The sequence below is a fragment of the Ruegeria sp. H3 genome (genome assembly GCF_056533095.1).
Genome location: NZ_JBQFOD010000016.1, coordinates 25,286 through 51,166, shown reverse-complemented (window position 1 = coordinate 51,166; position 25,881 = coordinate 25,286). Strand labels below are relative to the sequence as shown.

The following is a 25,881-nucleotide window of genomic DNA, read 5'->3' as shown; positions in this document are numbered from 1 at the left end:
ATGGCGTTTATCCTCGGATCGGGCAGCCCAAGGCGGCTGGACCTGCTGGCGCAGCTTGGCGTACGGCCCGATGCGGTCAGACCACCTGATATCGATGAAACGCCGCTTAAGGGGGAACTACCTGTTCCCTATTGCCGCCGCATCGCCCGGGAAAAGGTCAACGCGGTTGCGGCGGGTGATGATGATGTCGTGCTGTGCGCTGACACAACTGTCGCCCTGGGCCGTCGCATTCTAGGCAAGCCAGAGGATGCTGGCGAGGCCGCGGCGTTTTTATATGCCCTGTCCGGTCGACGCCACCGTGTAATCACTTCTGTTGCTGTAAGGCGCGGGGATCGCGTTCTGCAACGCGATGTGGTCTCGCAGGTGCGGCTCAAGCGCCTGTCGGATATTGAAGTGAACGCCTACCTGAATACCGGGGATTGGCAAGGCAAAGCCGGTGCCTATGCTATTCAAGGACCCGCAGGCGCGTTCATCCCGTGGATCTCCGGTTCATTCACTGGCATTGTTGGACTACCCTTGGCCGAGACATCGGGATTGTTGCAAGCCATCGGATACCCGCTTTATCGAGGGACGCCATGAAGGGTCGCACGATTGTTCTAGACCATGTTGAAGGCCGCGAAGCTGCAGCCTTGATGGTGGATGGTAAGCTGGATGACTTTCTGATCGCAGGGGATGCCCCGCCACCCGGAACGATCTACCGCGCCAAGGCAGATCGCCCTGTCAAGGGGCAGGGTGGTATGTTCCTGACAACCCCCGATGGACCTGCTTTTCTACGACAGGCAAAAGGGCTGGCCCCGGGCGCTTTGCTGCTGGTTCAGGTCACCGGATATGCCGAAGAAGGCAAGGCGCTTCCGGTTACTGATCGGGTCTTGTTCAAAAGCCGATATGCAATTGTTACGCCGGATGCGCCGGGTCTGAACATTTCGCGCAGTATCCGGGATGAAGACGAGCGGGACCGGCTTCTGGAAATCGCCCATGACATGATGGGCGACAGCCCCTATGGCCTGATCCTACGCTCCTGCTGTGCCGGTGCGGATGCCGAAGAGATTGCCGAAGACATCAGTGCGATGCTGGTGCAGGCTGAGCAGATTTTGGATGATCCGAGCATTGAACCCGAAACACTGAGCGAAGGCGACAGCCCCCATGTGCTGGCCTGGCGTGATTGGACCGACCCGGCGGACGTTTTCACTGAGCCTGGAGGGTTTGAAACCCACGGCGTTCTGGATGCGCTCGACATTGCACGCGGCATTCAGGAACCGCTGGCAGGCGGAGGGTATCTGTTCATCGAGCCGACGCGGGCTTTGGTCGCGATAGACGTCAATACGGGCGCCGACACTTCGCTGGCAGCTGGCACGAAGGCGAACTTTGCATGCGCCAAACAGTTGGCCCGCGCGTTGCGGGTACGGGGTCTGGGTGGGCAGATCACGCTGGACCTTGCCCCAATGCCCAAGAAAGACCGTCGGGGTTTTGAACAAGCCCTGCGCACTGCTTTCCGCCATGACTCGGTGGAGACAACTCTTGCTGGCTGGACTCCTTTGGGCCATTTCGAGTTGCAGCGGAAAAGAGCGCGTATCCCCTTGAAAGAGGTGCTGAAATGAGCTGTCCAATCTGCGGGGAAGAAACGGTCGTAAGGTTCCGCCCATTCTGTTCCAAACGCTGTGCAGATATCGATTTAGCCAAATGGCTGAACGGATCTTATGCGGTGCCATCACAGCGGGAAGAGGACGTTGAGGCGGACGATACGGACCAAGGCGAGATCAGGCAGCGACCGCACTGAAAAAATGTAAAAAAGCCTCTGGACAGTCCCTGGCGCAAGTCATAGAACGCCTCCACCCAACGGCAAGCGCCGTTCCCGTGCCCGGGTAGCTCAGGGGTAGAGCAGTGGATTGAAAATCCTCGTGTCGGTGGTTCGATTCCGCCCCCGGGCACCATATTTGCATACAAATGTAGTTGCATTCTGCTTTCTGGTACCCTCTGTACGACCAGGTTTGATGTCTTGCAATTCCGAGTAAAGCAAGCTGTTCCAGCCAAGGCTTCCAGCTTATCGTTGGGCTATGAAGGACAGCCCCGAAACAAGCTGCTTCAGTCCCAGAGTGGCACCTGCAAAGATTGCGGCAAAGGTTACCGGCGCACTGTAGGCCAATAACGAGAAGGCCGATATGCCTTGTCCAACACTGCATCCGACCGCGATGATTGCGCCGGGGCCCATGATCGCTGCCCCCAATATTTGCCGCTTGAGTTCACGTGGGTCCTCGCATGCCTCCCAGCGGAAATGACCTTTGGACCAAGACCCGATAAACGCGCCGATCAGGACGCCGGACACTGATCCGACGGCAAAGGACAATGTGTTCCCGGACGCGGTCATGAGGTAGAGTATCGTATCACCCAATGGTGCGGCGAAGGTGTGGGTTTGGACCCTCTCAGCATCGAATCCGTATGTTGCGACCCAGTTTGTCCCAAGCCACCCAGAGACAATCGCCAACCCGACCACAGCGCCCCAAAAGACTTGCATAGGGGCTCGGCGGAAGCGATCATTTGCCAGCGCAAGCACGATCATGATCGTGCCAACAACCGATCCGAAGACCCACGCGGGAATCGAGATTAGTCGTTCTGCCAGATAACTGAGGCTCTGGGGGGCACTGAGATTCATCTCCACCGGAAAAACCCAAACCCGCAGATGGGCCAGCGGGCCCGACATCGCGATATAGGCTGAAAGGCCCATGATCAGAACGATGACGAATGATCGAAGATCGCCACCACCAAGCCGCGCCAATGCGCCATAGCCGCAATTCCCGCTGATGGCCATTCCATAGCCGAACATCAGGCCGCCTACGATCGAACCAATCGGATTCCATGTCTGCGCAAGATATCGTGTTTCGACGGGATCAAGCCATCCAAACCCCATCGCCGCATGGCTACCAAGGATTGCCACACCGATGGCGATGGCCCACATGCGCATCCGCCGGTCATCATCTGCATACAGATAATCTTCGATTGCACCCAATGTGCAGAACCGACCGATACGTGCAGCAAGACCCAAAACGATGCCACCCATCAGGCCAATCAGCGCAACGGTATTTGCGTCTCCCAATGTTTCGAGCATGGCCAGTCTCCTCCCAAAGCCGGCGGTTTCTCGAGCGGCCTCTACTTCTCCCTACAGAAAAGATCGTAGACGACTTCCAGGATTTGCGTCGATCGATCATCAGCCAGGCTGTAGTAGATTGTTTTGCCTTCGCGCCGTGTTTTGACCAGACCTTCGAACCGCAAGCGCGACAGTTGCTGTGACACGGCCGCTTGTCGGGCCGATAGCATCTCTTCCATCTGGGTCACGGATTTCTCGCCCGAGGACAGGTAACACAAGATCATCAGACGTCCCTCATGGCTAATCGCCTTCAGAAAGTTTGATGCCGTCTGGGCATTTTCCATCATTCTGTCCAGGTCGTCTGCACACATGTCCTTTGTGAACACTGGCAGTTTCGATGGTTTGTCCAACAAGATTGCCCCGCTTTCTCGGCTTCATGCATTCAAATCAGTTTATGTGATTTGTTGCTGTTTATCCAGAAGTCTCAATATCTATCCCTGCGTCATGCATCAAAGCGCCAAGCAACCCCCAGAAAAAGTCCTCGCCCGGATAACCTTCAATCCGGCCCACTTCCTGACCGTTGTCCAACAGAACAAAGGTCGGTGTATAATAAAGAGGTTTTTCCAAGGCGATGTCGCCCGGCGTTGCTTGGCGAATGTCAAGCCGTCGCAGTGGTGCTGCTTTTCCTTCGGGTGTCTTGGGGTAAATCTCAGAGATTTCATCATCCCAGCGGGCACACCACATACACCCGTCTTCTTCGACCATCAAAAGGGTCATCTCGGCCCGTGAAACCACAGGGAAAACCAGCAACGTGATTGCCAAAGACAGCAGAAACAGGTGGCGCATCTCAAGCTCCGATTGACCGCGACGATATATCTTTACTATTTTGAATGTGTGAATGATAGCCTGACAGGACCGTTTTGACCATGTTCGACATCACATTTGCAGGAGCTGTCGTCGCCGGTCTGTTGTCCTTTCTTTCCCCGTGCATTTTGCCGATTGTCCCGTTTTACCTCAGCTATCTGGCAGGGGTCGGGATGGAGCAGATCTCGGCAGGCGCTGCGATTCCCGCCAATACACGTCGCCGGGCGACACTTTCAGCAATCGCATTCGCGGCAGGAATCATCACGATCTTTATGGCGCTTGGCGCGACGGCGTCGATTTTCGGACAATTGGTTCGAGAATATTTTGATATCCTGCGCTGGATTGCTGCGGCAATCATCATCGCGATGGGCCTACATTTTCTTGGGCTCATTCGCATCGGGGTTCTGTATCGCCAGTATCGTGCGGATGTTGGCGAAACCTCGAATGTTAGCTTGATCGGGGCCTATGTGCTTGGGCTGGCCTTCGCGTTTGGCTGGACACCCTGCGTGGGGCCCGTGCTTGCCGCGATCTTGTTCACGGCAGCAGGGACCGAGACCGCGTGGCGCGGCGCGTTACTTTTGTTCGCCTATGGAGTGGGAATGACAGCCCCGTTTGTTCTGGCGGCGTTTCTGGTGCGCCCGTTCATGCAATGGATGGCGCGGTTCAGGAAGCATTTGCCTTTGATCGAAAAGGCGATGGGGTGTCTGCTGATCCTGTTCGGCGTGTTGATCGCCACCAATTCCATCAATCACATCGCGCAGTGGATGCTGGATCATATGCCGTGGCTTGCGACCATTGGTTAGTAGCGGAGGATTTTATGAAACGAGCCTTTTTAATTCTGATCTTACTTCTAGTGAGCGCCCCAGCTTCTGCCGCTGAACTGGGGGATGACGGGCTGCACAAAACGCCGTGGATGCGTGACACGTTCAAGGACCTTCGTGAGGACCTTGAAGAGGCTGCGGGGGAAGGTAAGCGGTTGGTTTTGTTCATAGAACAGCAGGGCTGCATCTATTGTAAAAAGATGCACGAGGAGGTGTTCCCACAGCCCGATCTGGCAACGTATATCGAAGAAAACTTCTTTGTCGTACAGATGGATTTGCATGGCAGCACCACGGCAACCGACTTTGACGGGCAAGAAGAAGAGCAAAGAGCCCTGATGCGCAAATGGGGGATTCTGTTCACCCCAACGCTTGTTTTTCTGCCTGAAGAGGTTGCCGAAGACGCCACAGCAATCCAGGCAGCGGTTGCTGTCATGCCGGGGGCGTTCTCAAAATCAACAACCTTGGATCTTTTCACTTGGGTTGATGAGAAACGCTACGACCTTGAGAATGGTGAAGATTTTCAACGGTATCACGCGCGGCGCATTCAGGAGCGCAACAATGTTTCGCAAGACTAGCGCCTGCCGTTACAAATAAAAAAATTCAATAAGATGAATTTAATGTTGCGAAGAGCAGTGCCCGTCGACTACGGTACACAAAAGCTTTGGGTCGCAAAGCGCCATCGGCGCGGTAGCAAATGGGAGGGATCATGAAGCTGAGACTCTTAACATTGGTCTGCACGGTGTCGGGTGTTGCCGCATTTGTAGCGGATGCAGGCCCTAAAGACGTAACCTATGATGACTATGGTGCAGTCGAGGTCTCTCTGACCGGGGTTGCTGGTGATGTTGCAAACGGCGCGCTCATCGTTGGGGATAAATCGAAAGGAAACTGTGTGGCCTGTCACGCAGTCTCGGCTTTGGCGGACATTCCATTTCATGGCGAAGTTGGGCCAATGCTGGATGGGGCGGGTGATCGCTGGTCCGAGGCCGAGCTGCGCGGGCTGGTGGCAAATGCAAAGATGACGTTCGATGGAACGGTCATGCCCGCTTTCTACAAGGATGATGGCTATATCCGCCCGGGCGATGCTTATACAGGCAAAGCGCCGACAGCGCCTTTGACGTCGATCCTGACGGCACAGGAAATTGAAGATGTGGTCGCGTTTCTCGCGACCCTGAAAGAACAATAACCGCGCCTTCTTGCGTGACTTTCCGAAGATTCAAAGGAGATTGAAAATGGAACTCTCTCGCCGCGAGACTCTGGCCCTTGGCCTGGGCGCCGCGTTCCTGACAATGATTCCGCTCCGCGCAAATGCGGCCGCTGAAGATGCGATTGCCGCGTTTACGGGTGGTGCGGATATGGTTGATGGCGGTGTCACTTTGACTGCACCGGAAATCGCCGAAAACGGAAACACCGTGCCAATCGAAGTCAGCGCACCGGGCGCAGCGTCTATTCTGATTGTCGCGGCCGGGAACCCCGAACCGGGTGTTGCAACCTTCAATTTCGGTCCGTTGGCTGCTGAACAAGCCGCATCAACTCGCATCCGTCTGGCCGGAACACAGGATGTCATCGCCGTGGCCAAGATGGCCGATGGCAGCTTCGCCAAGGCATCCGCGACCGTAAAAGTGACAATTGGCGGCTGCGGCGGCTGATCGCCACGCGCCCTGAAGAACAGGAGAGTACCCAATGGCATCCGGTGTAAAACCCCGCGTCAAGGTTCCAAAGACAGCCGCGGCTGGTGAAACCATCACGATCAAAACCCTGATCAGCCACAAGATGGAAAGCGGCCAACGCAAGGACAAAGAAGGCAATGTCATCCCGCGTTCGATCATCAACCGTTTCACCTGCGAGTTTAATGGCGAAATGGTGGTTGATGTGACGATGGAGCCGGCGATTTCGACCAACCCGTATTTCCAGTTTGAAGCCGTCGTGCCCGAAGCCGGTGAGTTCGTCTTCACCTGGTACGACGATGACGGTTCTGTTTACGACGAGAAAAAATCGATCGAGATCGCCTGACGGCTCGACACTAAGGCAGATCAGCGCTGGTCCAAGAAGCTGGCGCTGATCCACCAAGGGAGGAACGTAATGAATACCAAGGCATTGACGGCGATCGCGGCAATTCTGGCTTTCCCAGTGGCAGCAATGGCCGGACCGGATGAAGACAGTCTTGTGATCAATGATGAGCTGGACATGACCTCGGTGACCGAGGCCCCGGCACATCTGGAAAATCTGGATACGATCTATTCGGGCTGGCACTTCCGCACGGATGAGACGCAAGCGCTACAAGTTGATGACTTTGACAATCCGGCGATGATCTTTGTCGATCAGGCTATCGACCTGTTCGAGGCGGTTGATGGCGCCGCCGGTGAAAGCTGTGCGTCCTGCCACGATGGGGTAGAGAGCTTTGAAGGGCTTCACGCGTCTATGCCCAAGGTTGATGCTGAAAGCGGCAAGCTGGTTGTCATGGAAGACCTGATCAACAAATGTCGCACGGACCGTATGGAAGCGGATGCCTGGAAATGGTCCGGAGGCGATATGCAGGGGATGGTCGCTCTGATCGGTTTGCAGTCGCGCGGAATGCCAATGAATGTGGCGATCGATGGCGATGCCGCCCCGTATTGGAAGCAGGGCAAGGACATGTACTACACCCGCTACGGCCAGCTAGAGCTAAGCTGCGCAAATTGTCACGAAGACAACTGGGGCAACATGATCCGTGCCGACCACCTGAGCCAGGGTATGATCAACGGGTTCCCGACCTATCGCCTGAAACAGGCCAAACTGATTTCGCGCCATAATCGGTTCCGCGGCTGCATTCGCGATACGCGGGCAGAAACTTTTGCCGAAGGGTCAGACGAGTTCCGCGCCTTGGAGCTGTATGTAGCATCCCGAGGCAATGGGCTTTCAGTCGAAACCCCGGCTGTGCGCCAGTAACAACGGCCCCGCGCAAGCAATGCTTTGCGCGGGTTTTTAGCAGAAATAACATTCACATATTTATATGTGAAATAGGAAAGCTGATTGATGATCTCCCGACGTGACTTCTTACAGGTTTCAATGGCGGCCTCGTCGCTCTATGGGGCGTCCGGTTTCGGCAATTGGGCCAGACTTGCCGCACAGCAAAGCCTGACACAGGATCAACTGTTGGAGTTCGAGACTTTTGGCAACATCAGCCTGATCCATGTCACTGACATCCATGCGCAGCTCAAACCGATCTACTTCCGTGAACCCGAGATCAACCTTGGTATCGGCGATGCGCGAGGGCAGATGCCACATGTCACCGGGGCGGCGTTCCGCAAGGCCTACGGGATCGAAGATGGAAGCCCGTCGGCCTATGTGCTGACCTACAACGATTTCTCTGCGCTAGCGAAGGCCTACGGTCGGGTCGGTGGATTGGACCGCGTCTCAACTGTCATCAACGCCATTCGTGCTGACCGTCCCGATGCGCTTCTATTGGATGGAGGCGACACCTGGCACGGGTCTTACACCTGCTATCAGACGGCGGGTCAGGATATGGTCAATGTCATGAACGCGCTGAAACCCGATGCGATGACGTTCCATTGGGAGTTCACGTTGGGCAGCGACCGCGTGAATGAAATTGTCGAAGGTTTGCCCTTTGCGGCCTTGGGTCAGAACATCTTTGACGCCGAATGGGATGAACCTGCTGAGCTGTTCCAGCCCTACAAGTTCTTTGACCGAGGCGGCGCAAAGGTCGCCGTGATCGGCCAGGCCTTTCCCTACATGCCCATTGCGAACCCGGGCTGGATGTTCCCCGAATACTCGTTCGGTATCAGGGATGAGAACATGCAGGCCATGGTCGATGAGGTGCGTGCCGCCGGTGCCGATGTTGTCGTTGTCCTCAGCCATAACGGCTTTGACGTCGACAAGAAGATGGCGGGCCGGGTGCAGGGGATCGACGTGATCCTCAGCGGCCACACTCATGATGCACTGCCGGAACCTGTTCTCGTGGGAAAAACGCATATCATCGCGTCTGGCTCGAACGGAAAATTCGTCAGCCGCGTCGATCTCGACGTGAGGGACGGGCAGATGATGGGGCTGAAGCACAAGCTGATCCCGATCTTCTCTGACGTCATCGCTCCTGATCCTGCGATCACCGCTCTGATAAATGATCAGCGCGCGCCGTACGAGGCTGCGCTGAGCGAGGTGATTGGAAAAACGGATTCGTTGCTCTATCGCCGCGGCAACTTTAACGGCACCTGGGATGACCTGATTTGCGATGCCCTGATCAATGAGCGTGAGGCAGACATCGCGATGTCGCCTGGCGTCCGTTGGGGACCCTCAATCCTGCCGGGACAAGATATCACGCGCGAGGACATCTGGAACGTCACATCGATGTCATATCCCAATGCCTATCGCACAGAAATGACAGGCGAATTCATCCATGTGATCCTCGAAGATGTCGGTGACAACCTGTTCAATCCCGACCCTTACTACCAGCAGGGCGGTGACATGGTGCGCGTGGGTGGTCTTGGCTACCGCATCGATGTGACCAAGCCGCAAGGGCAGCGGATCAGCGAAATGACTCTGCTCAAAACGGGTGAAGCGATTGATCCATCAAAAACCTACGTCGTGGCCGGTTGGGCCAGCGTCAACGAAGGCACCGAAGGTCCGCCGATCTGGGATGTCGTCGAAAAACACATTCGCAACCTTGGCACCGTCACGGTGCAAGAGAACACCAGCGTCGATGTTGTGGGCGCTTAAGAAACCAATGGAGACCTTAAGAGATATGGATGACGCGTTCAAACCGTCCCGCCGGGCCTTCCTGAAAGGCAGTGTTGCGGTCGCCGCAGGGTCAGTTGCGGGTGCGGCAGTGGCTGACACGCCCGATCCACTGATAACCGAGCTGCAGGATTGGGCGTCCTACACGGGTGCCGGTGTCGATGAGTCACCTTATGGCATGCCGATCAGCTTCGAATCTCATGTCGTTCGGCGCAACGTGGAATGGCTGACCGCCTCTCCTATTTCGTCGATCAACTTCACTCCGATCCATGCGCTTGAAGGCACGATCACGCCGCAAGGCTGCGCCTTTGAACGCCACCACTCGGGCGCGATCGAGCTGCGTAAGGAAGACTATCGCCTGATGATCAACGGGCTGGTCGATCGCCCGCTGGTCTTCACCTATGACGATATCGAACGTTTCCCTCGCGAAAACCACGTGTATTTCTGCGAATGCGCGGCGAACACAGGGATGGAATGGGCCGGTGCGCAGCTCAACGGTGTTCAATTCACCCATGGCATGATCCACAACATGGAATACACCGGTGTTCCTCTGCGCACGCTGCTGCAGGAAGCAGGCGCCGATATCTCACCCGACAAATGGGTCTACGTCGAAGGCGCAGACGCGTCATCCAATGGTCGCTCCATCCCGATGGAAAAAGCGCTGGATGACGTGCTGGTGGCTTTCAAGGCAAATGGTGAAGCACTGCGCATGGAACATGGATACCCCGTGCGACTGGTCGTGCCGGGTTGGGAAGGCAACATGTGGGTCAAGTGGCTGCGCCGGATCGAGGTCGTCGATATGGCGGTCGAAAGCCGCGAAGAAACCTCAAAATACACCGATGTTTACGAGGACGGTACAGCCCAGAAGTGGACCTGGGTGATGGACGCCAAATCCGTCATCACCTCACCCAGTCCGCAAATGCCGATCAAACACGGGCCGGGTCCGCTGGTCATTTCCGGGCTTGCATGGTCAGGCCACGGACAAATTACGCGGGTCGATGTGTCCAAGGACGGTGGGATTACTTGGGAGACGGCGCGTCTTGGCAAGCAGGGGGAAAGCAAGGCTTTGACGCGTTTCTATCTCGACACGAACTGGGACGGAGCACCAATGCTTTTGCAGGCCCGGGCGATAGATGAGACCGGTTATGTGCAGCCAACCAAAGACCAACTGCGCGAAAAGCGCGGAGAGAACTCGGTCTACCACAACAACTGTATCCAGACTTGGTACGTGAGCGCAGAAGGGATCGCCGAGAATGTCGAAGTCTCTTAGTCATGTTTTCTTGCCCGTATTCGGCGGCACTGCGTTGGTGCTTGCGGCGGCAGTGGCTATTGCGAACCGGAACTACGGCCAATCGCAGATAGAAACCTTGGAAACCCGGATCAGTCAAGTTGAGGCGCACGCAGCTACAGCCCAGGAAAGCGCGCAAGCAGAAGCCAGCCGGGCAGCCGAACTGGCGGCCAAGGTCGAAGAAATCCAGACCGCAGCGGCCGAGCGGGTCGCAAACGGGATGAACCTGACCGCGCCTGCGCCCAGCAGCGAAAGCACATATGGGCTTGGGCGCCCCGCGCTGGAGCAAGAGATCGCGGCCTGGGACGTTGACGTCTTGCCCGACGGCCGTGGCTTGCCCGTTGGATCAGGCGATGTGTGGAGCGGAGAAGAGGTATTTGTCGACCGCTGCGCCTCTTGCCATGGGGAATTTGCCGAAGGGGCCGCCAATTGGCCTGTTCTGGCCGGTGGTTTCGATACGCTCGCTGACGAAGATCCAGTGAAAACTGTTGGCTCTTATTGGCCGCATCTGTCGACTGCTTGGGATTATATTTCCCGCTCTATGCCCTTTGGCGAAGCAGGTACGCTGACCGCGGATGAAACCTATGCGATCGTCGCCTACATCTTGTATTCGAACGATCTTGTGGATGACGACTTCGAGCTCAACCACGACAACTTCGCCGACTTTGAAATGTACAACATGAACGGCTTTGTCGTCGATGTACGTCCTGAAACTGAGTACGCCGAGTGGCGGCAAGAGCCATGCATGGAGAATTGCAAGTCAGAAGCCGCCGTCACGATGCGCTCTGTCTTTTTGGTGGAGACGCCGCCCGAAGGTGGTTCAAACTCGGTCATGAACGACGCCAGCGCGGACGAATTGCCAAAGTTTACGGCAGAAGGTCCTTCGTTCATTCCGACTGCGGCGTCAAAGCCTGAGGACGAAGCTGCTGCAACGCCAACCATTCAGGAATCCAGCGATACGGACGGAACGAAAGAAGTGTTTGCCGCTGGCGAGAAAGTCTTCAAGAAATGCAAAGCCTGTCATCAGGTCGGCGAAAGTGCAAAAAACAGTACAGGGCCCGTATTGAACGGGATCATCGGTGCCAATGCAGCCTCAGTCGAAGGGTTCAAATACTCCAAGGCCTTGAACGCTGCTGCTGAGGAGGGGCTTGTCTGGACCGACCAGGAAATGGCGGCCTTCCTGACGAAACCCAAAGAGTACATGAAAGGCACGCGGATGTCTTTTGCGGGGCTTAGAAAACCTGACGATATCGAGGCTGTGATCGTCTATCTCAAGTCGTTCGGAAACTGATCATGCGCTGGTCGGCTATACTGACCCATGCGGCGGTCGCTATAGCGACCACCTCGTCGGTCAGCGCAACCGAAGACCTGGGCGACGCCGAAGCCGGAAAAGTGGTGTTTGCCAAATGCAAAGGATGTCATCAGGTCGGTGAGGGTGCCAAAAACAAAATCGGCCCGCATCTGAATGGCGTTTTTGGACGCAAAGCGGCAGGCCTTGACGGGTTCAATTACTCCAAGAGCCTTGAGCGTGCTGGAAATTCGGGCCTGGAATGGCACGCTGATACACTATCGGCCTATATTGAAAATCCACGTGCATTTGCATCTGGAACACGGATGAGTTTTCGGGGCCTGAAAGACCCCGAGGACCGCGCCAACATCATCGCCTTTTTGCGCGGATTCTCTGATAATCCGCAGGACATCCCCGAAGCGGATCCAACGGCCAGGGGCACGGATCATTCTGTTGATCCGGCGATACTGGCTATTCAGGGCGACCCGGAATATGGCGCCTATCTCAGCAGCGAATGTACAACCTGCCATCAGATCGAAGGGGGCGACGCTGGCATCCCGTCAATCGTCTACTGGCCAGACGAAGATTTCGTGGTCGCGATGCATGCTTACAAAGACAAACAGCGCCCTCATCCGGTCATGCAGATGATTGCCGGACGGCTGAGCAATGACGAGATCGCGGCATTGGCGGCCTATTTCAATAATCCAGAATAACAGCGCAATACGGGAGGAAACGCGATGACATTCAACAGACGAACATTCTTGGGGGCCGCAGGTGTTGTGGCAGCTGGGCTATCGGCGCCGATGGTGCTGGCGCAAGGCAAACCCCGTGTCGTTGTTGTTGGTGGTGGCGCGGGTGGCGCAACCGCCGCGCGCTACATCGCCAAAGACAGCAAAGGTGAGATTGATGTAACTCTGATCGAGCCATCGCGGACCTACTATACCTGCTTTTTCTCAAACCTCTATCTGGCAGGGTTTCAAGAGCTTTCGGATATCGCGCACAGCTATGGTGCTCTGGCGGCGAACTACGGGATCAACGTGGTCCATGATTGGGCCGTTGGTGTTGATCGTGATGCCAAGACGGTGTCCTTGGCTGGGGGCGGGTCCGTTCCCTACGACAAGCTGATCCTGAGCCCGGGTATCGACTTTGTCGATGGTGCGGTCGAAGGCTGGGATGTTTCAGCGCAGAATAAGATGCCGCACGCCTACAAGGCCGGATCGCAGACCGAGCTTTTGAAAGCACAGGTTATGGCAATGCCTGAAGGCGGGACTTATGCAATGGTTGCGCCGCCAAACCCATACCGGTGCCCACCAGGGCCTTATGAGCGTATTTCCATGGTGGCCCATGTTCTAAAAGAGAATAATCCAACTGCAAAAATCATCGTCGCCGACCCCAAGCCGAAATTCTCGAAAATGGCTTTGTTTCAGGAAGGCTGGGCAAACCACTACGAAGGTATGGTCGATTGGATCGGAGAGGACTTTGGCGGTGGCAATGTTTCCGTGAACCCGGACGCAATGACCGTGACGATCGACGGTGAAGAAACCAAGGTTGATGTCTGCAACGTCATCCCGGCGATGAAGGCCGGACGTATTGCGGAAATGGCCGGTGTGACCGATGGCAATTGGGCGCCGGTGAATGCGGCTGACATGTCCTCGAAGGCGGATCCGGATATCTATGTTCTTGGCGATGCGAGCCAGCAGGGCGACATGCCGAAATCCGGTTTTTCGGCCAACAGTCAGGCGAAGGTCTGTGCGAATGCCGTGCGCGGTGCATTGACCGGGTCCAAAGTGTTCCCGGCCAAGTTCTCGAACACATGCTGGTCGCTGATCGACACCAATGATGGTGTGAAGGTTGGCGCGACCTATGAGGCGACGCCAGAGAAGATTGCCAAGGTGGACGGCTTTATCAGCCAAACCGGTGAAGATGCCGATCTGAGGAAAGCAACCTACGAGGAATCGCTGGGTTGGTATGCGGGTATTACCTCGGACATGTTCAGCTAAGGGCTGCGGGGGATTTGACCGGTGTCAAAGCCCCCGACAGACAATCTGCGAAAATGCGGTTCAGGAGGAGTGTAAAGACCATGAAACACATTATTGCTGCGGCCGTATTTTCCACCGTTCTCACAGGTCAGGCTCTGGCCCAAGAGGTCATCACCACCCCTTTTGACGGCAGTTTCGACGATGCCACATTCGCCGTTGAATCCGCGATAGTCGGGCAGGGGCTGGTCATCGATTATGTAAGCCATGTCGGCGAGATGCTGAATCGGACAGGTGCGGATGTTGGCAGCGACAAACAGATATTCGCGGCCGCTGATATCTTCATTTTCTGCTCAGCAAAACTCTCGCGCGAGGTGATGGAAGCTGATCCGATGAACATCGGCTTTTGTCCCTATGGGATTTTCGTGGCCGAAGACGACAATGGCGTGACGGTGGGATACCGAAGCTATCCCGAGGGACCGATGCAAAAGGTCCAGACCCTGTTGTCCGAGATCGTGGAAGAGGCCGTCGGGGATTGAGATGAACTATCAGCAGTACTTTCGTGATCAATTGGACCCGCTGCAAGAAGACGGAAACTACCGGATTTTTGCAGACCTCGAACGTCAGTGCGGCGCGTTTCCAAAGGCGCGCAGCTACACCGGGAATGGACCCGAAAACGTCACGGTCTGGTGCTCAAATGACTATCTCGGTATGGGGCAGCATCCAAAGGTACTTGCCGCCATGCACGCCGCAATCGACCAAAGCGGTGCTGGCGCGGGGGGCACAAGAAACATCTCTGGGACAACTCACCAGCACGTTTTGCTCGAACAAGAACTTGCGGATCTGCACGATAAAGATGCGGCTTTGCTGTTTACATCCGGATATGTGTCGAACTGGGCCGCGCTGGGCACTTTGGCATCGCGCATCCCCGGCATCACGGTTTTGTCGGATGAGCTAAACCACGCCTCGATGATCGAAGGCATCCGCCACAGCCGTTGTCAGAAGCGGATTTGGAAACATAACGATGTTGCGGACCTTGAACGGCATCTTGCTGATCTGCCCGCCAATGCGCCCAAGCTGATAGCGTTCGAAAGTGTCTATTCCATGGACGGTGACATCGCGCCGATTGCAGACATCTGTGATCTGGCGGATCGTTATTGCGCGATGACCTATTTGGATGAGGTTCACGCGGTTGGGCTTTACGGTCCGCGCGGCGGTGGTATTGCCGAGCGTGAAGGCCTGATGGATCGACTGACCGTCATCGAAGGGACATTGGGCAAAGCCTTCGGTGTTGTCGGCGGATACATCGCGGCATCGCACGAACTTGTCGATTTTGTCCGGTCTTTTGCCAGCGGGTTTATCTTTACCACCGCACTACCGCCAGCCGTCGCCGCAGCGGCTGCGGCTTCGGTTCGGTATCTGAAGCACGGCAATGCTGAACGACATCTGCACCAGCAGCGCGTGCGCGAGGTTCGGGACAGGCTGGACGATCTGGGCATTCCGCATACGCCGAACCCAAGTCACATCATCCCGGTCATGGTCGGCGATCCGGTCAAGTGCCGCTTCATCTCGGATGTTCTGATGCGCGACTACGGGATCTATATCCAACCCATCAACTACCCGACCGTCCCGAAAGGAACGGAACGTCTACGGATAACGCCGTCGCCCGTGCATTCTAATGAAGACGTGGATCGTCTGGTTTCTGCATTGGCTGAGTTGTGGACGCAATGCCAATTGGCGCGTAGGCCGATGGCCGCGCAATGACAACTTGACCGAAGACAAAGACGCAACCGCAACGGTGTGAGAGTTTCCGCGGATGGAAAAGCTCATTGATTTCCTGGGTGACCAAGGCGCTTTGGCATGCGCCGGAATGCTTGTTGGCATCCTGTTCGGTGCGACGGCTCAAAAGTCTCATTTCTGCCTACGGGCATCGACCGTCGAAGTCGCCGAGGGTGCGTTTGGTCCGCGTTTGGCGGTTTGGCTGGTCGCCTTCACCACGGCTCTGACCATGGTACAGGGGCTTGTCGTTTTTGATCAGTTGGACCTGTCTGAGACACGTGCAATCGCCTCGACCGGTAGCCTGAGCGGCGCCATCCTCGGTGGCGCGATGTTTGGTGCGGGTATGATACTGGCACGCGGTTGTGCATCGCGCCTGTTGGTTTTGGCATCCTGCGGAAATCTACGCGCTCTGGTGACCGGGCTGGTCCTGACATTGGTGGCCCAGGCGGCTTACACAGGTGTTCTTAGCCCCGCCCGTGAAACGCTTTTTGGCCTCTGGACGATTTCGGGTGGCGCATCGCGCGATCTGTCAGAGTTGCTTGGATTGTCGCCAAAGGCTTACACAGCTATCGCAACGCTGGGTTTGGTTCTGGCAACCGCATTCGCGGTCTACCGGCGTGTCGCGCCTATACGGATCGTGTCTGCCGCAGGCGTTGGGATGGCGGTCGCGTTCGGCTGGTTGATGACCTTCGCAATTGCGCAGACTTCTTTCGAAGTCGTGCCCGTGTCTTCGATTACCTTCACCGGTCCGGCCACAGATACTTTGATGGCTTTGGTCGCCAAACCAAACGTTGCATTGTCCTTTGGTATCGGCCTGGTTCCGGGTGTTGCCTTCGGGGCTGCGGCTTCAGCTATTTATGCCGGAGAATGGAAGATCGAACGGTTCGGCAATGACACCCCGATGGAACGCTACCTTGTTGGCGCTGCCCTTATGGGATTTGGAGCCATGCTGGCAGGCGGTTGCGCCGTGGGGGCAGGGCTGTCCGGAGGGTCCGCCCTGTCCCTGACCGCTTGGCTTGCGGTGTTCTTTATGTGGGTCGGGGCGATAGCTACACATCGCTTCGCAACGCGACTGCCTGCCCTGCAGCGATCCTGAACTATTCAAATTCCATTTGTTCAAAAACGCGCCCGGCATTTTTGGTCGCCAGTTCTTCGAACGTGTCCAGATGGGCATAAGGGGATTGATCGACATAGTAGGCTTCGGCCAGATCGCCGCCTGCATCCATATGCTCCTGCACTTTGCCACGCAGGTATATCAGATAGTCGCGCGTGTAGCGGCGCACCTGATCCATGTTTGTCGGGTGGCCGTGACCGGGTATCACATACGTAGCGCCCAAAGGCTCGAACGCGTTGTCCCAGGTTTCCAGCCAATCCGCTGTATAGGTCTCCTGAAAGATCGGCAGCATACGTTCGTGAAATGCCATATCTCCGGCGATGACAAGGCTTTGATTTGGCAACCAGATTGAGATATCGCCAGGGCTGTGGGCAGGTCCGAGGTATTTGGCCTCAATCCGAAAATCGCCCATCTCAACCACATATTCGTCATCGAATGTCTCGGTCGGACCAGCCAAAAAGGTTCCTTCTGCCTTGTCGCGATTGTATCGCTGCATGCCCTCCAGAATCTGGGGGCCATATTCCTCAAATTCCGCGGCCGCATCCGAATGCGCCACGATTGGAATGCCAAGTTCCGACCAGTAGGCGTTGCCGAGCATCGCGTGCCCCTGACCATTCTCGTTGAAGACAAGCTTGACCGGCTGATCCGTGATCGCCTGAATTTCCTGATGTAGCGCTTGCGCCAACACATAGGCGGCTCCGCCGTTTACAACAACCACGCCTTCTGTGGTGACGATGAAGCTGAGGTTGTTGTTGTGGCCTGCGTTTTCGTAGGTCGGTGGCGCGGTTGCGCCAATGGCAGAATAGACGCCGGGGATGTATTCGACTGGCTTGGAGTAGAGAGCGCTTTGCGGATATTTATCAGCGATGTCTTCGCTGGCCCAGGCGGGTGCGGCTATGGCGAAGATAGTCAAAAGTGATCGTATCATGACGGCTCTCCTATGAATCGATATGCCGAGCCTGTCTTTTCGACCCGGCCAATCCCACCATCTGGCAGATGAAACCCAATAACTTTCATCTGTTCTTCAGCAAGCTGATCCAGCAGAAGGCTGCGTGTGGCGGCAGCGGTCTGAGGGTCCTGATCCGCGCCGCTGTACCAGTCCGGGCGTTCAAAGGCGACATGGGGATTGCCAAGCGCGTCGCCCACAACCATTACCGAGTCACTGCCTTCGCGAATTTCAAACGCCATATGTCCGGGTGTGTGCCCAAGGCTGGCGCGCGCGGCGATACCCGGCAGGATTTCTTGCCCGTCATCGAAGAACATGACCTGATCCTCGATCGCTCCCATGCGCCGCTTCGCGCCGACTGCAAACGCGGCGCGATCTTCGCCAATCGTTTCAACCGTTGCGGGGTTCCACCAATAGTCCCATTCGGTGCGACCGAAGTAATGCGTGGCGTTGGCGAACAGCATGTCGTCAAAGTCGTCCAGAACGCCCCAGATATGGTCAGGATGCGCATGGGTGAAGACCACATGGGTAACGTCTTCGGGGGTGAGATTCACGGCGGAAAGAGTATCCAGCAGCTTGCCAGATGTTGGCATAAAATCTGGTCCTCCACCGACATCGAAGAGTACGGTGTTCGTGCCATCTCGGTAGAGCGTCACGTTACACTCTGGCTCGTACCTTGTCGCGTCTATCTGTCTGTGCTTCAGAAACGGCGTCAGCTCATCCTGCGGCATCGATCCAAAGACCATTTCTGGCGGTATGGTCAGATATCCATCAGATAATGTTTGCAACCTGCCAGATGAGCCGATTTGCAATTCCGCCAGTACCACCTTGGATTGAGCTCCGAGTGCTGCAAGGCAGGTAGCATTACGTAAAAAAATACGCCGGGAAAGCTGGATTTTTCTCATACACAATCATTAAAATGAATGTATTAATTTGTAAACATCGAAAGACTTTAGATCGACTGTGTTTTAGCGCGACCAGGGTGATACTTGTGTCTTTGAGAGCAGTCTCAGGAGTTGCCCAGCGTTTGGATGTCGACATTGGTTTTGTTTGTAAATCTGCTTGGCGACGTTCTAAAATCTTCATTCTCCGGTTTAGTGTGCCGTTGACCGATTGACATGCCGACGCAGTTGGTATGCTATCCTCGATTTTAGCGTTAACAGAAATTTGCGACTTAGTATCGCGAATTCAATGCAGCTAAGCAGCTGCAGATAAGGGAGAAAACAATGAAGAAACCAATGTTCGCGCTGGCGATGTTGATGGCCTCAACAACGCTGGCCCAAGCTGAGACATTGCGCTGGGCGCGCTCGGGGGATGCTTTGACGCTCGATCCTCATTCGCAAAACGAGGGGCCTACACATACCGTCCGCCATCAGATGTATGAACCGCTGATCATTCGCGATACTACGGGTGCGTTCGAAGCCGCGCTGGCCACGGATTGGGCGCCAAGCGCAGATGATCCGAACGTCTGGGTATTCAATCTGCGTCAGGGCGTGAAGTTCCACGATGGGGCCGATTTTACTGCCGAGGATGTGGTGTTTAGCATCAACCGGGCGAAGCAGCCGAACTCGGACATGAAAGAGTTGATCAACTCGATCGTCGAAGTGCGGGCCGTGGACGATCATACGGTTGAAATCGTGACCGATGGCCCGAACCCGATCCTGCCCGCAAACCTCACTGACCTGTTCATCATGGACAAGGGCTGGACCGAGGCAAACAATGCGGTTGCCGTTCAGGATTTCGAAGGGGGTGAGATCACCTTTGCGACCACCAATGTGAATGGCACGGGCCCCTACAAGCTGGTCAGCCGTGAACCGGACGTGAAAACCGTGATGGAGCGAAACGAAGACTATTGGGGCCGCGATCAGTTCCCGATGGCGATCAGCGAGATCATCTATACGCCAATCCAGAACGATGCGACCCGAGTCGCAGCGATGCTGTCGGGCGAGGTGAACTTCCTGCAAGATATGCCGGTGCAGGACCTTGATCGGGTCAATTCTGCAGACGGTCTGGTTGTCAAACAGGCACCCCAGAACCGGGTTATCTTCTTCGGGATGAACCAAGGCGCGGACGACATCGAAGCCGACAATGTGGACGGCAAGAACCCCTTGGCCGATGTACGTGTGCGTCAGGCGATGTCCAAGGCGATCAACCGGGATGCCATCAAGCAGGTGGTCATGCGCGGGCAGTCGCAGCCTGCGGGCATGATTGCTCCGCCCTTCGTGAACGGTTGGACCGCAGAGATGGATGCCGAAAGCAGCACGGATGTCGAACGCGCAAAGGCTCTGTTGGCCGAAGCGGGCTATCCTGATGGGTTCTCGATCCGCCTCGATTGCCCCAACGACCGCTACATCAACGACGAAGGCATCTGTCAGGCCGCAGTTGGAATGTTGGGTCAGATCGGCATCACGGTGAACCTGGATGCAAAGCCCAAGGCGCAGCATTTCCCGCTGATCACCGACGGTAAGACCGATTTCTACATGCTGGGATGGGGTGTGCCGACCTACGATTCGGAATACATCTTCAACTTCTTGGTCCACGGTCGTGAAAGCGATATCGGCACCTGGAATGGCACTGGTTTCGACAGTGATGATCTGGATGCCAAGATCAAGTCACTGGCCTCGAACACCGACCTGGATGCACGCAATCAGGACATCGCCGATATTTGGCGGGTGGTGCAGGACGAACAGCTGTATATCCCGATCCACCACCAGGTGCTGAATTGGGGTATGGCCGAAAATCTGGGCATCGAGGTTGATCCAGAAGATCAACCCATGGTCAAACATTTTGGCCTGAACTAAAGCCTTGTTGCCGGGTTCTGGCCTGCAGAGCCCGGCCACTTTTGAAGTGGGAGCTATCATGAAACGTCTGACCACTGCCGCGCTGCTGGGCGCGCTTGCCATGCCGGTTGCGGCTGAAGAGTTTACCTTTGCCGTGACCACCGATCCGCAAACCATGGACCCTCATGCGGTCAACTCCGCCCCTGTTCTCGGGTTTTTGAATAACGTCTATGAAGGGCTGGTGCGGCGCGGCAAGGACATGACCATCGAACCGGCGCTTGCAACCAGTTGGGAGCCGATTGAGGGTGGCGCAGGCTGGCGGTTCAAGCTGCGCGAAGGTGTGACGTTTCATGATGGGTCCGAATTCAACGCTGATGACGTGATCTTTTCGTATCAGCGCGCGTCCGACGAAAGTTCAGACACGCGCAGCTGGTTCGCCCCCGTCGCCGAGGTTGTGAAAGTCGATGATTATACCGTCGACGTGATGACCAATGCGCCCAACCCGATCTTCCCCGATAGCATCGCCAACTGGATGATCATGGATAGCGGCTGGGCCGAGGCAAATGATACCGTCCTGCCTGACAAAGAGGCCGGAAACTATGCGACACTGAACGCAAACGGGACTGGCGCCTTTCAAATCACCGCCCGAGAACCAGGCCTGCGCACTGTGCTGGAGCCGTTTGACGGCTGGTGGGGCGATGCAGAGCACAACCTGACCCGGGCTGAATTGGTGCCGATCCAAAACCCTGCGACCGCGTTAGCAGCGTTGTTGTCGGGTGATGTTGATTTCATTAATCCGGTGCCGATTCAGGATGTTGCGCGCTTGCAGGACAACCCAGAAGTAAAGGTTATCCAAGGCATCGAAGCGCGCGTTATCATGCTGGGCTTCGACCAGAAACAGGGCGCAAGCGAGGTCGGGCAGGGCGGCTCTGATCTGTTCCTCGATCCGCGTGTCCGTGAGGCGGTTGCAAAAGCGGTCAATGTACCGGCCATCCTTCAAACCATCATGCGCGGCAACGCCGAAGTCGCTAGCCAGCTGGTCAGCCCTGCAATGCGCGGGTATTCGGCAGCGAACGCGGACCCTTATGGCTATGATCTGGAGGGCGCAAAGGCGCTGCTGGCCGAATCTGGGGCCAAGGGGGCTGAGGTTAGCTTCAAATGTTCCAACAACCGCTACCTGAACGACGAATCTGTTTGCCAGGCGATTACTGCCATGCTGACACAGGCAGGGTTGAATGTGACACTGGATGCAATGCCGGTTCAGAACTACTGGCCCGAGTTGCGGGCCGACAATTTCGACATGTATCTGCTGGGCTGGTCGCCGGGCACGTTTGATGCCGAACACCCCGTGCGCTTTCTTGCGTCGACCCCTAACGAGGAAAAGAAGTTGGGATCGTGGAATTTCGGCGGATACTCCAACGCGCGTGTGGATGAGTTGCTGCCGATGATCCAGTCCGAGATTGACGAGCCAACGCGCCAAGCCATGTTGGATGAGGTCACAGCCATCCTTCAGGATGAGGTCGCCTATGTCCCCCTCTATGTCCAGCCTCTGGTCTGGGGTGCTCGTAGCAATATCGAGTTGACGCAACGGCCCGACAATTTCTTCCTTCTGCGTTGGGTCACGGTCAACTAAATGCTGTCATACATTATCAGGCGCGTAGCCCAGTCGGCGCTGGTTCTTTTCGTCGTGGGCCTCGTTGCCTTTTCCATGTTCCGTTTTGTCGGCGACCCGATCGACAACATGCTGGGGCAGGAGCGGACCATGGAAGACGTGGAACGGTTGCGCAGCCAGTTGGGCCTCGATCAACCCTTCCCGGTGCAATATGTGAAGTTCCTGCGCGAGGCGGTGCAGGGCAATTTCGGCGTTAGTTTCCGTCAGGGTCGGCCCGTCGCAGAGATTCTGGCCGAACGCGCGCCGGCGACACTGGAACTGGCTCTGGTCTCAGCTATGCTTGCAATTGCCCTGGGCATCGCATTGGGCGTCTTCACTGCGATCCGACGAGATGGGTTCGCAGCAAACTTCATCATGTCGGCCTCGCTGATCGGGGTTTCGCTGCCCACTTTCCTGATCGGCATTCTGCTGATCTATGTCTTCTCGGTTGAACTGGGCTGGCTGCCCAGTTTCGGGCGCGGTGAGGTTGTGGATCTTGGTTGGTGGAACACCGGTCTATTGACCAGTAGTGGGCTAAAGGCCCTGATCCTTCCAGCGATCACTCTGGGCCTGTATCAGATGACTTTGATCATGCGGTTGGTCCGGTCTGAAATGCTGGAGGTACTGCGGCAGGATTATATCCGCTTCGCCCGTGCGCGCGGCCTGAGTGATCGGACCATCAACTTTCGCCACGCCCTGAAGAACACCATGGTGCCCGTGATAACCATCATCGGCCTGCAATTAGGGGCCATCATCGCCTTTGCCATCATCACTGAGACGGTGTTCCAGTGGCCGGGTCTTGGCCTGCTGTTTATCAACGCAATCCAGTTCGTGGATATCCCAGTCATGGCAGCCTACCTGATGATGATCTCGGTCATCTTCGTCACGATTAACCTTGCGGTCGACATCCTTTACGCCTTCATCGACCCACGTCTGAGGGTCAGCGCATGAGCCGCCTGCAACGAATTCTGGACAGCGATCAGTTCTACGCGTTTCGTCGATCTCCGGTGGCCATGGTTTCGGCTGCTGTTGCCTCGCTGCTGATCCTGGTCACGCTCTTCGCACCGCTGATTGCGCCGACAAACCCGTTCGACCCATCCAGCCTGAACCTCATGAACGGGTTCACCCCGCCGATGGAACCAAATGCCTTTACAGGTGAAAGCTTTGTGATGGGCACTGACGATCAAGGGCGGGATGTGTTCTCGACCATCCTCTACGGGATGCGCATTTCCTTGTTTGTCGGTGTCGCAGCTGTTTTGTTTGCCATGGTTCTGGGGATCATTCTTGGTCTGCTGTCGGGGTATTTCGGCGGTTGGACCGAAACCATCATCATGCGTACGGCGGATGTGCAACTGACCTTCCCTTCGATCCTTCTGGCCATGCTGATCTTCGGTATCGCAAAGGGGGTTACGCCTGTTGAGTATCGTGATCAGATGGCGATCTGGGTATTGATCCTAGCGATTGGCCTGTCTGATTGGGTGCAGTTCGCAAGGGTCGTTCGCGGTGCTACGCTGGTCGAGAAGAACAAAGACTACGTGGCGGCTGCGCGGATCATTGGGCAAAATCCGTTGACGATCATGCTGCGCCATATCCTGCCGAATGTATTGTCACCCGTGCTGGTTATTGCAACGATTTCACTTGCACTGGCGATCATCGCCGAGGCGACTCTTAGCTTTCTGGGTGTCGGTGCGCCACCCACCCAACCGTCGCTGGGCACGCTGATCCGCATCGGGCAGGGGTTCCTGTTCTCGGGGGAGTGGTGGATTCTGTTCTTCCCCGCTTGCACGCTTCTGGCGCTGGCCCTGAGTGTAAACCTGCTGGGCGACTGGCTGCGCGATGCTTTGAACCCGAGGCTGAAATGACCGATCCCGTTCTCTCGATCCGCAACCTAACGGTAGAAATCCCAACCCGCCACGGCATTTTCAAACCGGTGGAGCATGTGACCTACGACCTGCATCCTGGTGAAATCCGGGGGGTCGTGGGCGAAAGTGGTGCGGGCAAATCGATGACCGGAAACGCCGTGATCGGTCTGTTGGACCCACCGGCCCATGTGTCCGAGGGTGAGGTCTGGCTGAACGGTCGGCGTATCGACGAACTGGACGCCGAGGACAAACGCAGGATCCGAGGCAAAGAGATCGGAATGATCTTTCAGGATCCGCTGACCTCGCTGAACCCGCTGTTCACAGTGGGTGAGCAATTGGTCGAGACGATCCAGCTTCATCTTGGCTTGTCCGCATCTGAGGCCAAGAAACGTGCGATTGCTTTGCTGGATCGCGTGTCCATCCCGGACCCCGCGGACCGGTTCAACCAGTACCCGCATCAGTTTTCCGGCGGGATGCGTCAGCGCGTGGTGATCGCCTTGGCGCTGTGCACGGAACCCAGCGTGTTGATCGCGGATGAACCCACCACAGCCTTGGACGTATCCGTCCAAGCGCAGGTACTGGATCTGATCAAGGAACTGGCCAAAGAGCGTCAGGTCGGCGTGATCCTCGTGACCCATGACATGGGGGTTATTGCCGATACCACCGATACCGTTACCGTCATGTATTCCGGCCATGTGGTTGAAAGCGGCACCACCGATCAAATCCTTGGCGCGCCAACACATGAGTATACCAAATCCCTGATCGCCGCCGTGCCACGGCCACACAGCAAGGTCGAACGGTTCCCGGTGGTCAGCTATGGCGAACGGGAAAGAACCTTCAAGATCGATGATCTGGCAGCCCACTGGGACAAGACCGATTTGTCAAAATCCGGCAAGCTGCTGGAGGTAGAGAACATCACCAAGACCTTCCTTCAAAAGGGCGGTCTACTGCCATCGCAACGCAAGTACTTTACCGCCGTTGATCAGGTAAGCTTCGACATTCGCGACGGTGAGGTTTTCGGCCTTGTCGGCGAAAGTGGCTCGGGCAAATCCACGGTCGCTCGGATGATCGGCACGCTCTATTCGGTGGACGGAGGCCGCGTTGTCTTTGACGGGCAGGATGTGACGGCGATGGGGGCAGAGGCTTTGCAAGGCTATCGCCGCCAGATTCAGATGATCTTTCAGGATCCGTTCTCAAGCCTGAACCCGAGGATGAAGGTTGGCGACCTTGTTGCAGAACCGATCCTGCACCATCGCATCCTTCCCAAATCCCAGGTTGAACCGCGTGTCAGGGAACTTCTGGACTGGGTCGGGTTGGCGAAAGACGCCTGGCGCAAATACCCGCACGAATTCTCTGGCGGTCAGCGCCAGCGCATCTGTATTGCCCGCGCACTGGCCACACAGCCCCGATTCCTGATTTGCGATGAGCCGACCAGCGCCCTGGATGTGTCGATCCAGGCGCAAATCCTGAACATACTCAAAGACCTGCAGGATCATCTGGGGCTGACCATGCTGTTCATTAGTCATGACCTGCCGGTTGTGCGTCAGATGTGTGATCGGGTGGGTGTGATGCGACAGGGGAAACTGGTCGAGGTGCAGAACACTGACGCTCTGTTTTCGGCACCCCAGCATCCCTACACCAAAGAGCTTTTGGATTTAATGCCCCGGTTGAAGCAATTGGAAGCCGCAGGTTAACCAAAACG

27 protein-coding genes and 1 tRNA gene are annotated in these 25,881 nt (G+C 56.3%); 23 read left to right on the top strand and 5 right to left on the bottom strand.

Annotated features, from left to right (window positions below):
• From ACR0JE_RS16720 to ACR0JE_RS16705, 4 genes are all read left to right on the top strand, one after another.
• The gene (locus ACR0JE_RS16720) at window positions 1-579 is read left to right on the top strand and encodes a Maf family protein (RefSeq protein ID WP_480864985.1); all 579 of its coding nucleotides are present in this window, start codon (window positions 1-3) and stop codon (window positions 577-579) included.
• Window positions 576-1,598 (top strand): ribonuclease E/G, encoded by a 1,023-nt coding sequence (locus ACR0JE_RS16715; protein WP_480864984.1) that lies wholly within the window; start codon window positions 576-578, stop codon window positions 1,596-1,598. Before ACR0JE_RS16720 ends, ACR0JE_RS16715 begins: the two co-directional genes overlap by 4 nt.
• On the top strand, window positions 1,595-1,777 hold the full coding sequence (locus tag ACR0JE_RS16710; RefSeq protein ID WP_480551313.1) for a DNA gyrase inhibitor YacG: 183 nt from the start codon (window positions 1,595-1,597) through the stop codon (window positions 1,775-1,777). The genes ACR0JE_RS16715 and ACR0JE_RS16710 overlap by 4 nt, the downstream gene beginning before the upstream one ends.
• Window positions 1,778-1,856: 79 nt before the next feature.
• A tRNA-Phe gene (locus ACR0JE_RS16705) sits at window positions 1,857-1,931 on the top strand.
• Between the two features lie 110 nt (window positions 1,932-2,041).
• Here the strand turns inward: ACR0JE_RS16705 and ACR0JE_RS16700 are convergent.
• From ACR0JE_RS16700 to ACR0JE_RS16690, 3 genes are all read right to left on the bottom strand, one after another.
• Window positions 2,042-3,103 carry a YeeE/YedE family protein gene (locus ACR0JE_RS16700; protein WP_480864983.1) on the bottom strand — a complete coding sequence of 354 codons (1,062 nt, stop codon included), beginning with the start codon at window positions 3,101-3,103 and terminating at the stop codon, window positions 2,042-2,044.
• Between the two features lie 41 nt (window positions 3,104-3,144).
• Window positions 3,145-3,453 (bottom strand): metalloregulator ArsR/SmtB family transcription factor, encoded by a 309-nt coding sequence (locus tag ACR0JE_RS16695; RefSeq protein WP_170536475.1) that lies wholly within the window; start codon window positions 3,451-3,453, stop codon window positions 3,145-3,147.
• 100 nt (window positions 3,454-3,553) lie between these two features.
• On the bottom strand, window positions 3,554-3,928 hold the full coding sequence (locus tag ACR0JE_RS16690) for a hypothetical protein (protein ID WP_480545097.1): 375 nt from the start codon (window positions 3,926-3,928) through the stop codon (window positions 3,554-3,556).
• 80 nt (window positions 3,929-4,008) lie between these two features.
• Between ACR0JE_RS16690 and ACR0JE_RS16685 the strand changes: the two genes are divergently transcribed.
• The 14 genes from ACR0JE_RS16685 to ACR0JE_RS16620 all read left to right on the top strand — a co-directional run bounded on the left by ACR0JE_RS16685 (window position 4,009) and on the right by ACR0JE_RS16620 (window position 16,922).
• Window positions 4,009-4,749 (top strand): cytochrome c biogenesis CcdA family protein, encoded by a 741-nt coding sequence (locus ACR0JE_RS16685; protein ID WP_480864982.1) that lies wholly within the window; start codon window positions 4,009-4,011, stop codon window positions 4,747-4,749.
• A 14-nt stretch (window positions 4,750-4,763) separates the two neighbouring features.
• Window positions 4,764-5,342 (top strand): thioredoxin family protein, encoded by a 579-nt coding sequence (locus ACR0JE_RS16680; RefSeq protein WP_480545099.1) that lies wholly within the window; start codon window positions 4,764-4,766, stop codon window positions 5,340-5,342.
• A 131-nt stretch (window positions 5,343-5,473) separates the two neighbouring features.
• On the top strand, window positions 5,474-5,950 hold the full coding sequence (gene soxX, locus ACR0JE_RS16675; RefSeq protein WP_480864981.1) for a sulfur oxidation c-type cytochrome SoxX: 477 nt from the start codon (window positions 5,474-5,476) through the stop codon (window positions 5,948-5,950).
• Window positions 5,951-5,996: 46 nt separating this feature from the next.
• Entirely contained in the window at window positions 5,997-6,413 is a 417-nt protein-coding gene (gene soxY, locus ACR0JE_RS16670) for a thiosulfate oxidation carrier protein SoxY (RefSeq protein ID WP_480864980.1), read from the top strand.
• A gap of 34 nt (window positions 6,414-6,447) precedes the next feature.
• Window positions 6,448-6,777 (top strand): thiosulfate oxidation carrier complex protein SoxZ, encoded by a 330-nt coding sequence (gene soxZ / locus ACR0JE_RS16665; RefSeq protein WP_353010669.1) that lies wholly within the window; start codon window positions 6,448-6,450, stop codon window positions 6,775-6,777.
• Between the two features lie 69 nt (window positions 6,778-6,846).
• A complete protein-coding gene (gene soxA, locus ACR0JE_RS16660; RefSeq protein ID WP_480864979.1) occupies window positions 6,847-7,692 on the top strand; it encodes a sulfur oxidation c-type cytochrome SoxA in 846 nt (281 codons plus the stop codon).
• Between the two features lie 87 nt (window positions 7,693-7,779).
• A complete protein-coding gene (gene soxB / locus ACR0JE_RS16655; protein ID WP_480864978.1) occupies window positions 7,780-9,477 on the top strand; it encodes a thiosulfohydrolase SoxB in 1,698 nt (565 codons plus the stop codon).
• 25 nt (window positions 9,478-9,502) lie between these two features.
• Window positions 9,503-10,765 (top strand): sulfite dehydrogenase, encoded by a 1,263-nt coding sequence (gene soxC, locus ACR0JE_RS16650; protein ID WP_480865010.1) that lies wholly within the window; start codon window positions 9,503-9,505, stop codon window positions 10,763-10,765.
• Window positions 10,749-12,074 carry a c-type cytochrome gene (locus ACR0JE_RS16645; protein WP_480864977.1) on the top strand — a complete coding sequence of 442 codons (1,326 nt, stop codon included), beginning with the start codon at window positions 10,749-10,751 and terminating at the stop codon, window positions 12,072-12,074. Before soxC ends, ACR0JE_RS16645 begins: the two co-directional genes overlap by 17 nt.
• A 2-nt stretch (window positions 12,075-12,076) precedes the next feature.
• Window positions 12,077-12,784 (top strand): c-type cytochrome, encoded by a 708-nt coding sequence (locus ACR0JE_RS16640; RefSeq protein WP_480545106.1) that lies wholly within the window; start codon window positions 12,077-12,079, stop codon window positions 12,782-12,784.
• A gap of 24 nt (window positions 12,785-12,808) precedes the next feature.
• Window positions 12,809-14,071 (top strand): FCSD flavin-binding domain-containing protein, encoded by a 1,263-nt coding sequence (locus ACR0JE_RS16635; protein ID WP_480551333.1) that lies wholly within the window; start codon window positions 12,809-12,811, stop codon window positions 14,069-14,071.
• Window positions 14,072-14,151: 80 nt separating this feature from the next.
• Window positions 14,152-14,586, top strand: coding sequence for a DUF302 domain-containing protein (locus tag ACR0JE_RS16630; RefSeq protein ID WP_480499491.1), 435 nt, complete (start codon window positions 14,152-14,154; stop codon window positions 14,584-14,586).
• A gap of 1 nt (window position 14,587) precedes the next feature.
• Window positions 14,588-15,811 carry a 5-aminolevulinate synthase gene (gene hemA / locus ACR0JE_RS16625; protein WP_480864976.1) on the top strand — a complete coding sequence of 408 codons (1,224 nt, stop codon included), beginning with the start codon at window positions 14,588-14,590 and terminating at the stop codon, window positions 15,809-15,811.
• Window positions 15,812-15,863: 52 nt separating this feature from the next.
• Window positions 15,864-16,922, top strand: a complete 1,059-nt coding sequence (locus ACR0JE_RS16620) for a YeeE/YedE family protein (protein ID WP_480864975.1) — start codon at window positions 15,864-15,866, stop codon at window positions 16,920-16,922.
• A 1-nt stretch (window position 16,923) separates the two neighbouring features.
• On the opposite strand, the gene ACR0JE_RS16615 is transcribed toward ACR0JE_RS16620, so the two are convergent.
• Both ACR0JE_RS16615 and ACR0JE_RS16610 read right to left on the bottom strand, forming a co-directional pair.
• Window positions 16,924-17,868, bottom strand: a complete 945-nt coding sequence (locus tag ACR0JE_RS16615) for an MBL fold metallo-hydrolase (RefSeq protein WP_480864974.1) — start codon at window positions 17,866-17,868, stop codon at window positions 16,924-16,926.
• Complete coding sequence (locus ACR0JE_RS16610; RefSeq protein ID WP_480864973.1) at window positions 17,865-18,713, bottom strand: MBL fold metallo-hydrolase; 849 nt, start codon at window positions 18,711-18,713, stop codon at window positions 17,865-17,867. Before ACR0JE_RS16610 ends, ACR0JE_RS16615 begins: the two co-directional genes overlap by 4 nt.
• 399 nt (window positions 18,714-19,112) lie before the next feature.
• Between ACR0JE_RS16610 and ACR0JE_RS16605 the strand changes: the two genes are divergently transcribed.
• Genes ACR0JE_RS16605 through ACR0JE_RS16585 form a run of 5 tightly spaced genes read left to right on the top strand, consistent with a single transcriptional unit; the run spans window position 19,113 to window position 25,873 of the window.
• Window positions 19,113-20,687 (top strand): ABC transporter substrate-binding protein, encoded by a 1,575-nt coding sequence (locus ACR0JE_RS16605; RefSeq protein ID WP_480864972.1) that lies wholly within the window; start codon window positions 19,113-19,115, stop codon window positions 20,685-20,687.
• Between the two features lie 58 nt (window positions 20,688-20,745).
• Complete coding sequence (locus tag ACR0JE_RS16600) at window positions 20,746-22,299, top strand: ABC transporter substrate-binding protein (protein WP_480864971.1); 1,554 nt, start codon at window positions 20,746-20,748, stop codon at window positions 22,297-22,299.
• Window positions 22,300-23,268, top strand: coding sequence for an ABC transporter permease (locus tag ACR0JE_RS16595; protein WP_480545114.1), 969 nt, complete (start codon window positions 22,300-22,302; stop codon window positions 23,266-23,268).
• A complete protein-coding gene (locus ACR0JE_RS16590) occupies window positions 23,265-24,179 on the top strand; it encodes an ABC transporter permease (protein ID WP_480545115.1) in 915 nt (304 codons plus the stop codon). The genes ACR0JE_RS16595 and ACR0JE_RS16590 overlap by 4 nt, the downstream gene beginning before the upstream one ends.
• Window positions 24,176-25,873 carry an ABC transporter ATP-binding protein gene (locus ACR0JE_RS16585; protein ID WP_480864970.1) on the top strand — a complete coding sequence of 566 codons (1,698 nt, stop codon included), beginning with the start codon at window positions 24,176-24,178 and terminating at the stop codon, window positions 25,871-25,873. The genes ACR0JE_RS16590 and ACR0JE_RS16585 overlap by 4 nt, the downstream gene beginning before the upstream one ends.
• Window positions 25,874-25,881: the final 8 nt, after the last annotated feature.

What these genes read in the sequence shown, in the direction of transcription:
- ACR0JE_RS16600 (WP_480864971.1), top strand. Translation starts at nt 20,746, where the DNA reads ATGAAACGTCTGACCACTGCCGCGCTGCTGGGCGCGCTTGCCATGCCG.
- ACR0JE_RS16710 (WP_480551313.1), top strand. Translation starts at nt 1,595, where the DNA reads ATGAGCTGTCCAATCTGCGGGGAAGAAACGGTCGTAAGGTTCCGCCCA.
- ACR0JE_RS16695 (WP_170536475.1), bottom strand. Translation starts at nt 3,453, where the DNA reads ATGTGTGCAGACGACCTGGACAGAATGATGGAAAATGCCCAGACGGCA.
- ACR0JE_RS16645 (WP_480864977.1), top strand. Translation starts at nt 10,749, where the DNA reads ATGTCGAAGTCTCTTAGTCATGTTTTCTTGCCCGTATTCGGCGGCACT.
- soxX (WP_480864981.1), top strand. Translation starts at nt 5,474, where the DNA reads ATGAAGCTGAGACTCTTAACATTGGTCTGCACGGTGTCGGGTGTTGCC.
- ACR0JE_RS16685 (WP_480864982.1), top strand. Translation starts at nt 4,009, where the DNA reads ATGTTCGACATCACATTTGCAGGAGCTGTCGTCGCCGGTCTGTTGTCC.
- ACR0JE_RS16720 (WP_480864985.1), top strand. Translation starts at nt 1, where the DNA reads ATGGCGTTTATCCTCGGATCGGGCAGCCCAAGGCGGCTGGACCTGCTG.
- ACR0JE_RS16680 (WP_480545099.1), top strand. Translation starts at nt 4,764, where the DNA reads ATGAAACGAGCCTTTTTAATTCTGATCTTACTTCTAGTGAGCGCCCCA.
- soxB (WP_480864978.1), top strand. Translation starts at nt 7,780, where the DNA reads ATGATCTCCCGACGTGACTTCTTACAGGTTTCAATGGCGGCCTCGTCG.
- soxC (WP_480865010.1), top strand. Translation starts at nt 9,503, where the DNA reads ATGGATGACGCGTTCAAACCGTCCCGCCGGGCCTTCCTGAAAGGCAGT.
- ACR0JE_RS16620 (WP_480864975.1), top strand. Translation starts at nt 15,864, where the DNA reads ATGGAAAAGCTCATTGATTTCCTGGGTGACCAAGGCGCTTTGGCATGC.
- soxZ (WP_353010669.1), top strand. Translation starts at nt 6,448, where the DNA reads ATGGCATCCGGTGTAAAACCCCGCGTCAAGGTTCCAAAGACAGCCGCG.
- ACR0JE_RS16690 (WP_480545097.1), bottom strand. Translation starts at nt 3,928, where the DNA reads ATGCGCCACCTGTTTCTGCTGTCTTTGGCAATCACGTTGCTGGTTTTC.
- ACR0JE_RS16595 (WP_480545114.1), top strand. Translation starts at nt 22,300, where the DNA reads ATGCTGTCATACATTATCAGGCGCGTAGCCCAGTCGGCGCTGGTTCTT.
- ACR0JE_RS16630 (WP_480499491.1), top strand. Translation starts at nt 14,152, where the DNA reads ATGAAACACATTATTGCTGCGGCCGTATTTTCCACCGTTCTCACAGGT.
- ACR0JE_RS16700 (WP_480864983.1), bottom strand. Translation starts at nt 3,103, where the DNA reads ATGCTCGAAACATTGGGAGACGCAAATACCGTTGCGCTGATTGGCCTG.
- ACR0JE_RS16640 (WP_480545106.1), top strand. Translation starts at nt 12,077, where the DNA reads ATGCGCTGGTCGGCTATACTGACCCATGCGGCGGTCGCTATAGCGACC.
- ACR0JE_RS16585 (WP_480864970.1), top strand. Translation starts at nt 24,176, where the DNA reads ATGACCGATCCCGTTCTCTCGATCCGCAACCTAACGGTAGAAATCCCA.
- soxY (WP_480864980.1), top strand. Translation starts at nt 5,997, where the DNA reads ATGGAACTCTCTCGCCGCGAGACTCTGGCCCTTGGCCTGGGCGCCGCG.
- soxA (WP_480864979.1), top strand. Translation starts at nt 6,847, where the DNA reads ATGAATACCAAGGCATTGACGGCGATCGCGGCAATTCTGGCTTTCCCA.
- ACR0JE_RS16590 (WP_480545115.1), top strand. Translation starts at nt 23,265, where the DNA reads ATGAGCCGCCTGCAACGAATTCTGGACAGCGATCAGTTCTACGCGTTT.
- ACR0JE_RS16715 (WP_480864984.1), top strand. Translation starts at nt 576, where the DNA reads ATGAAGGGTCGCACGATTGTTCTAGACCATGTTGAAGGCCGCGAAGCT.
- ACR0JE_RS16615 (WP_480864974.1), bottom strand. Translation starts at nt 17,868, where the DNA reads ATGATACGATCACTTTTGACTATCTTCGCCATAGCCGCACCCGCCTGG.
- ACR0JE_RS16635 (WP_480551333.1), top strand. Translation starts at nt 12,809, where the DNA reads ATGACATTCAACAGACGAACATTCTTGGGGGCCGCAGGTGTTGTGGCA.
- ACR0JE_RS16605 (WP_480864972.1), top strand. Translation starts at nt 19,113, where the DNA reads ATGAAGAAACCAATGTTCGCGCTGGCGATGTTGATGGCCTCAACAACG.
- hemA (WP_480864976.1), top strand. Translation starts at nt 14,588, where the DNA reads ATGAACTATCAGCAGTACTTTCGTGATCAATTGGACCCGCTGCAAGAA.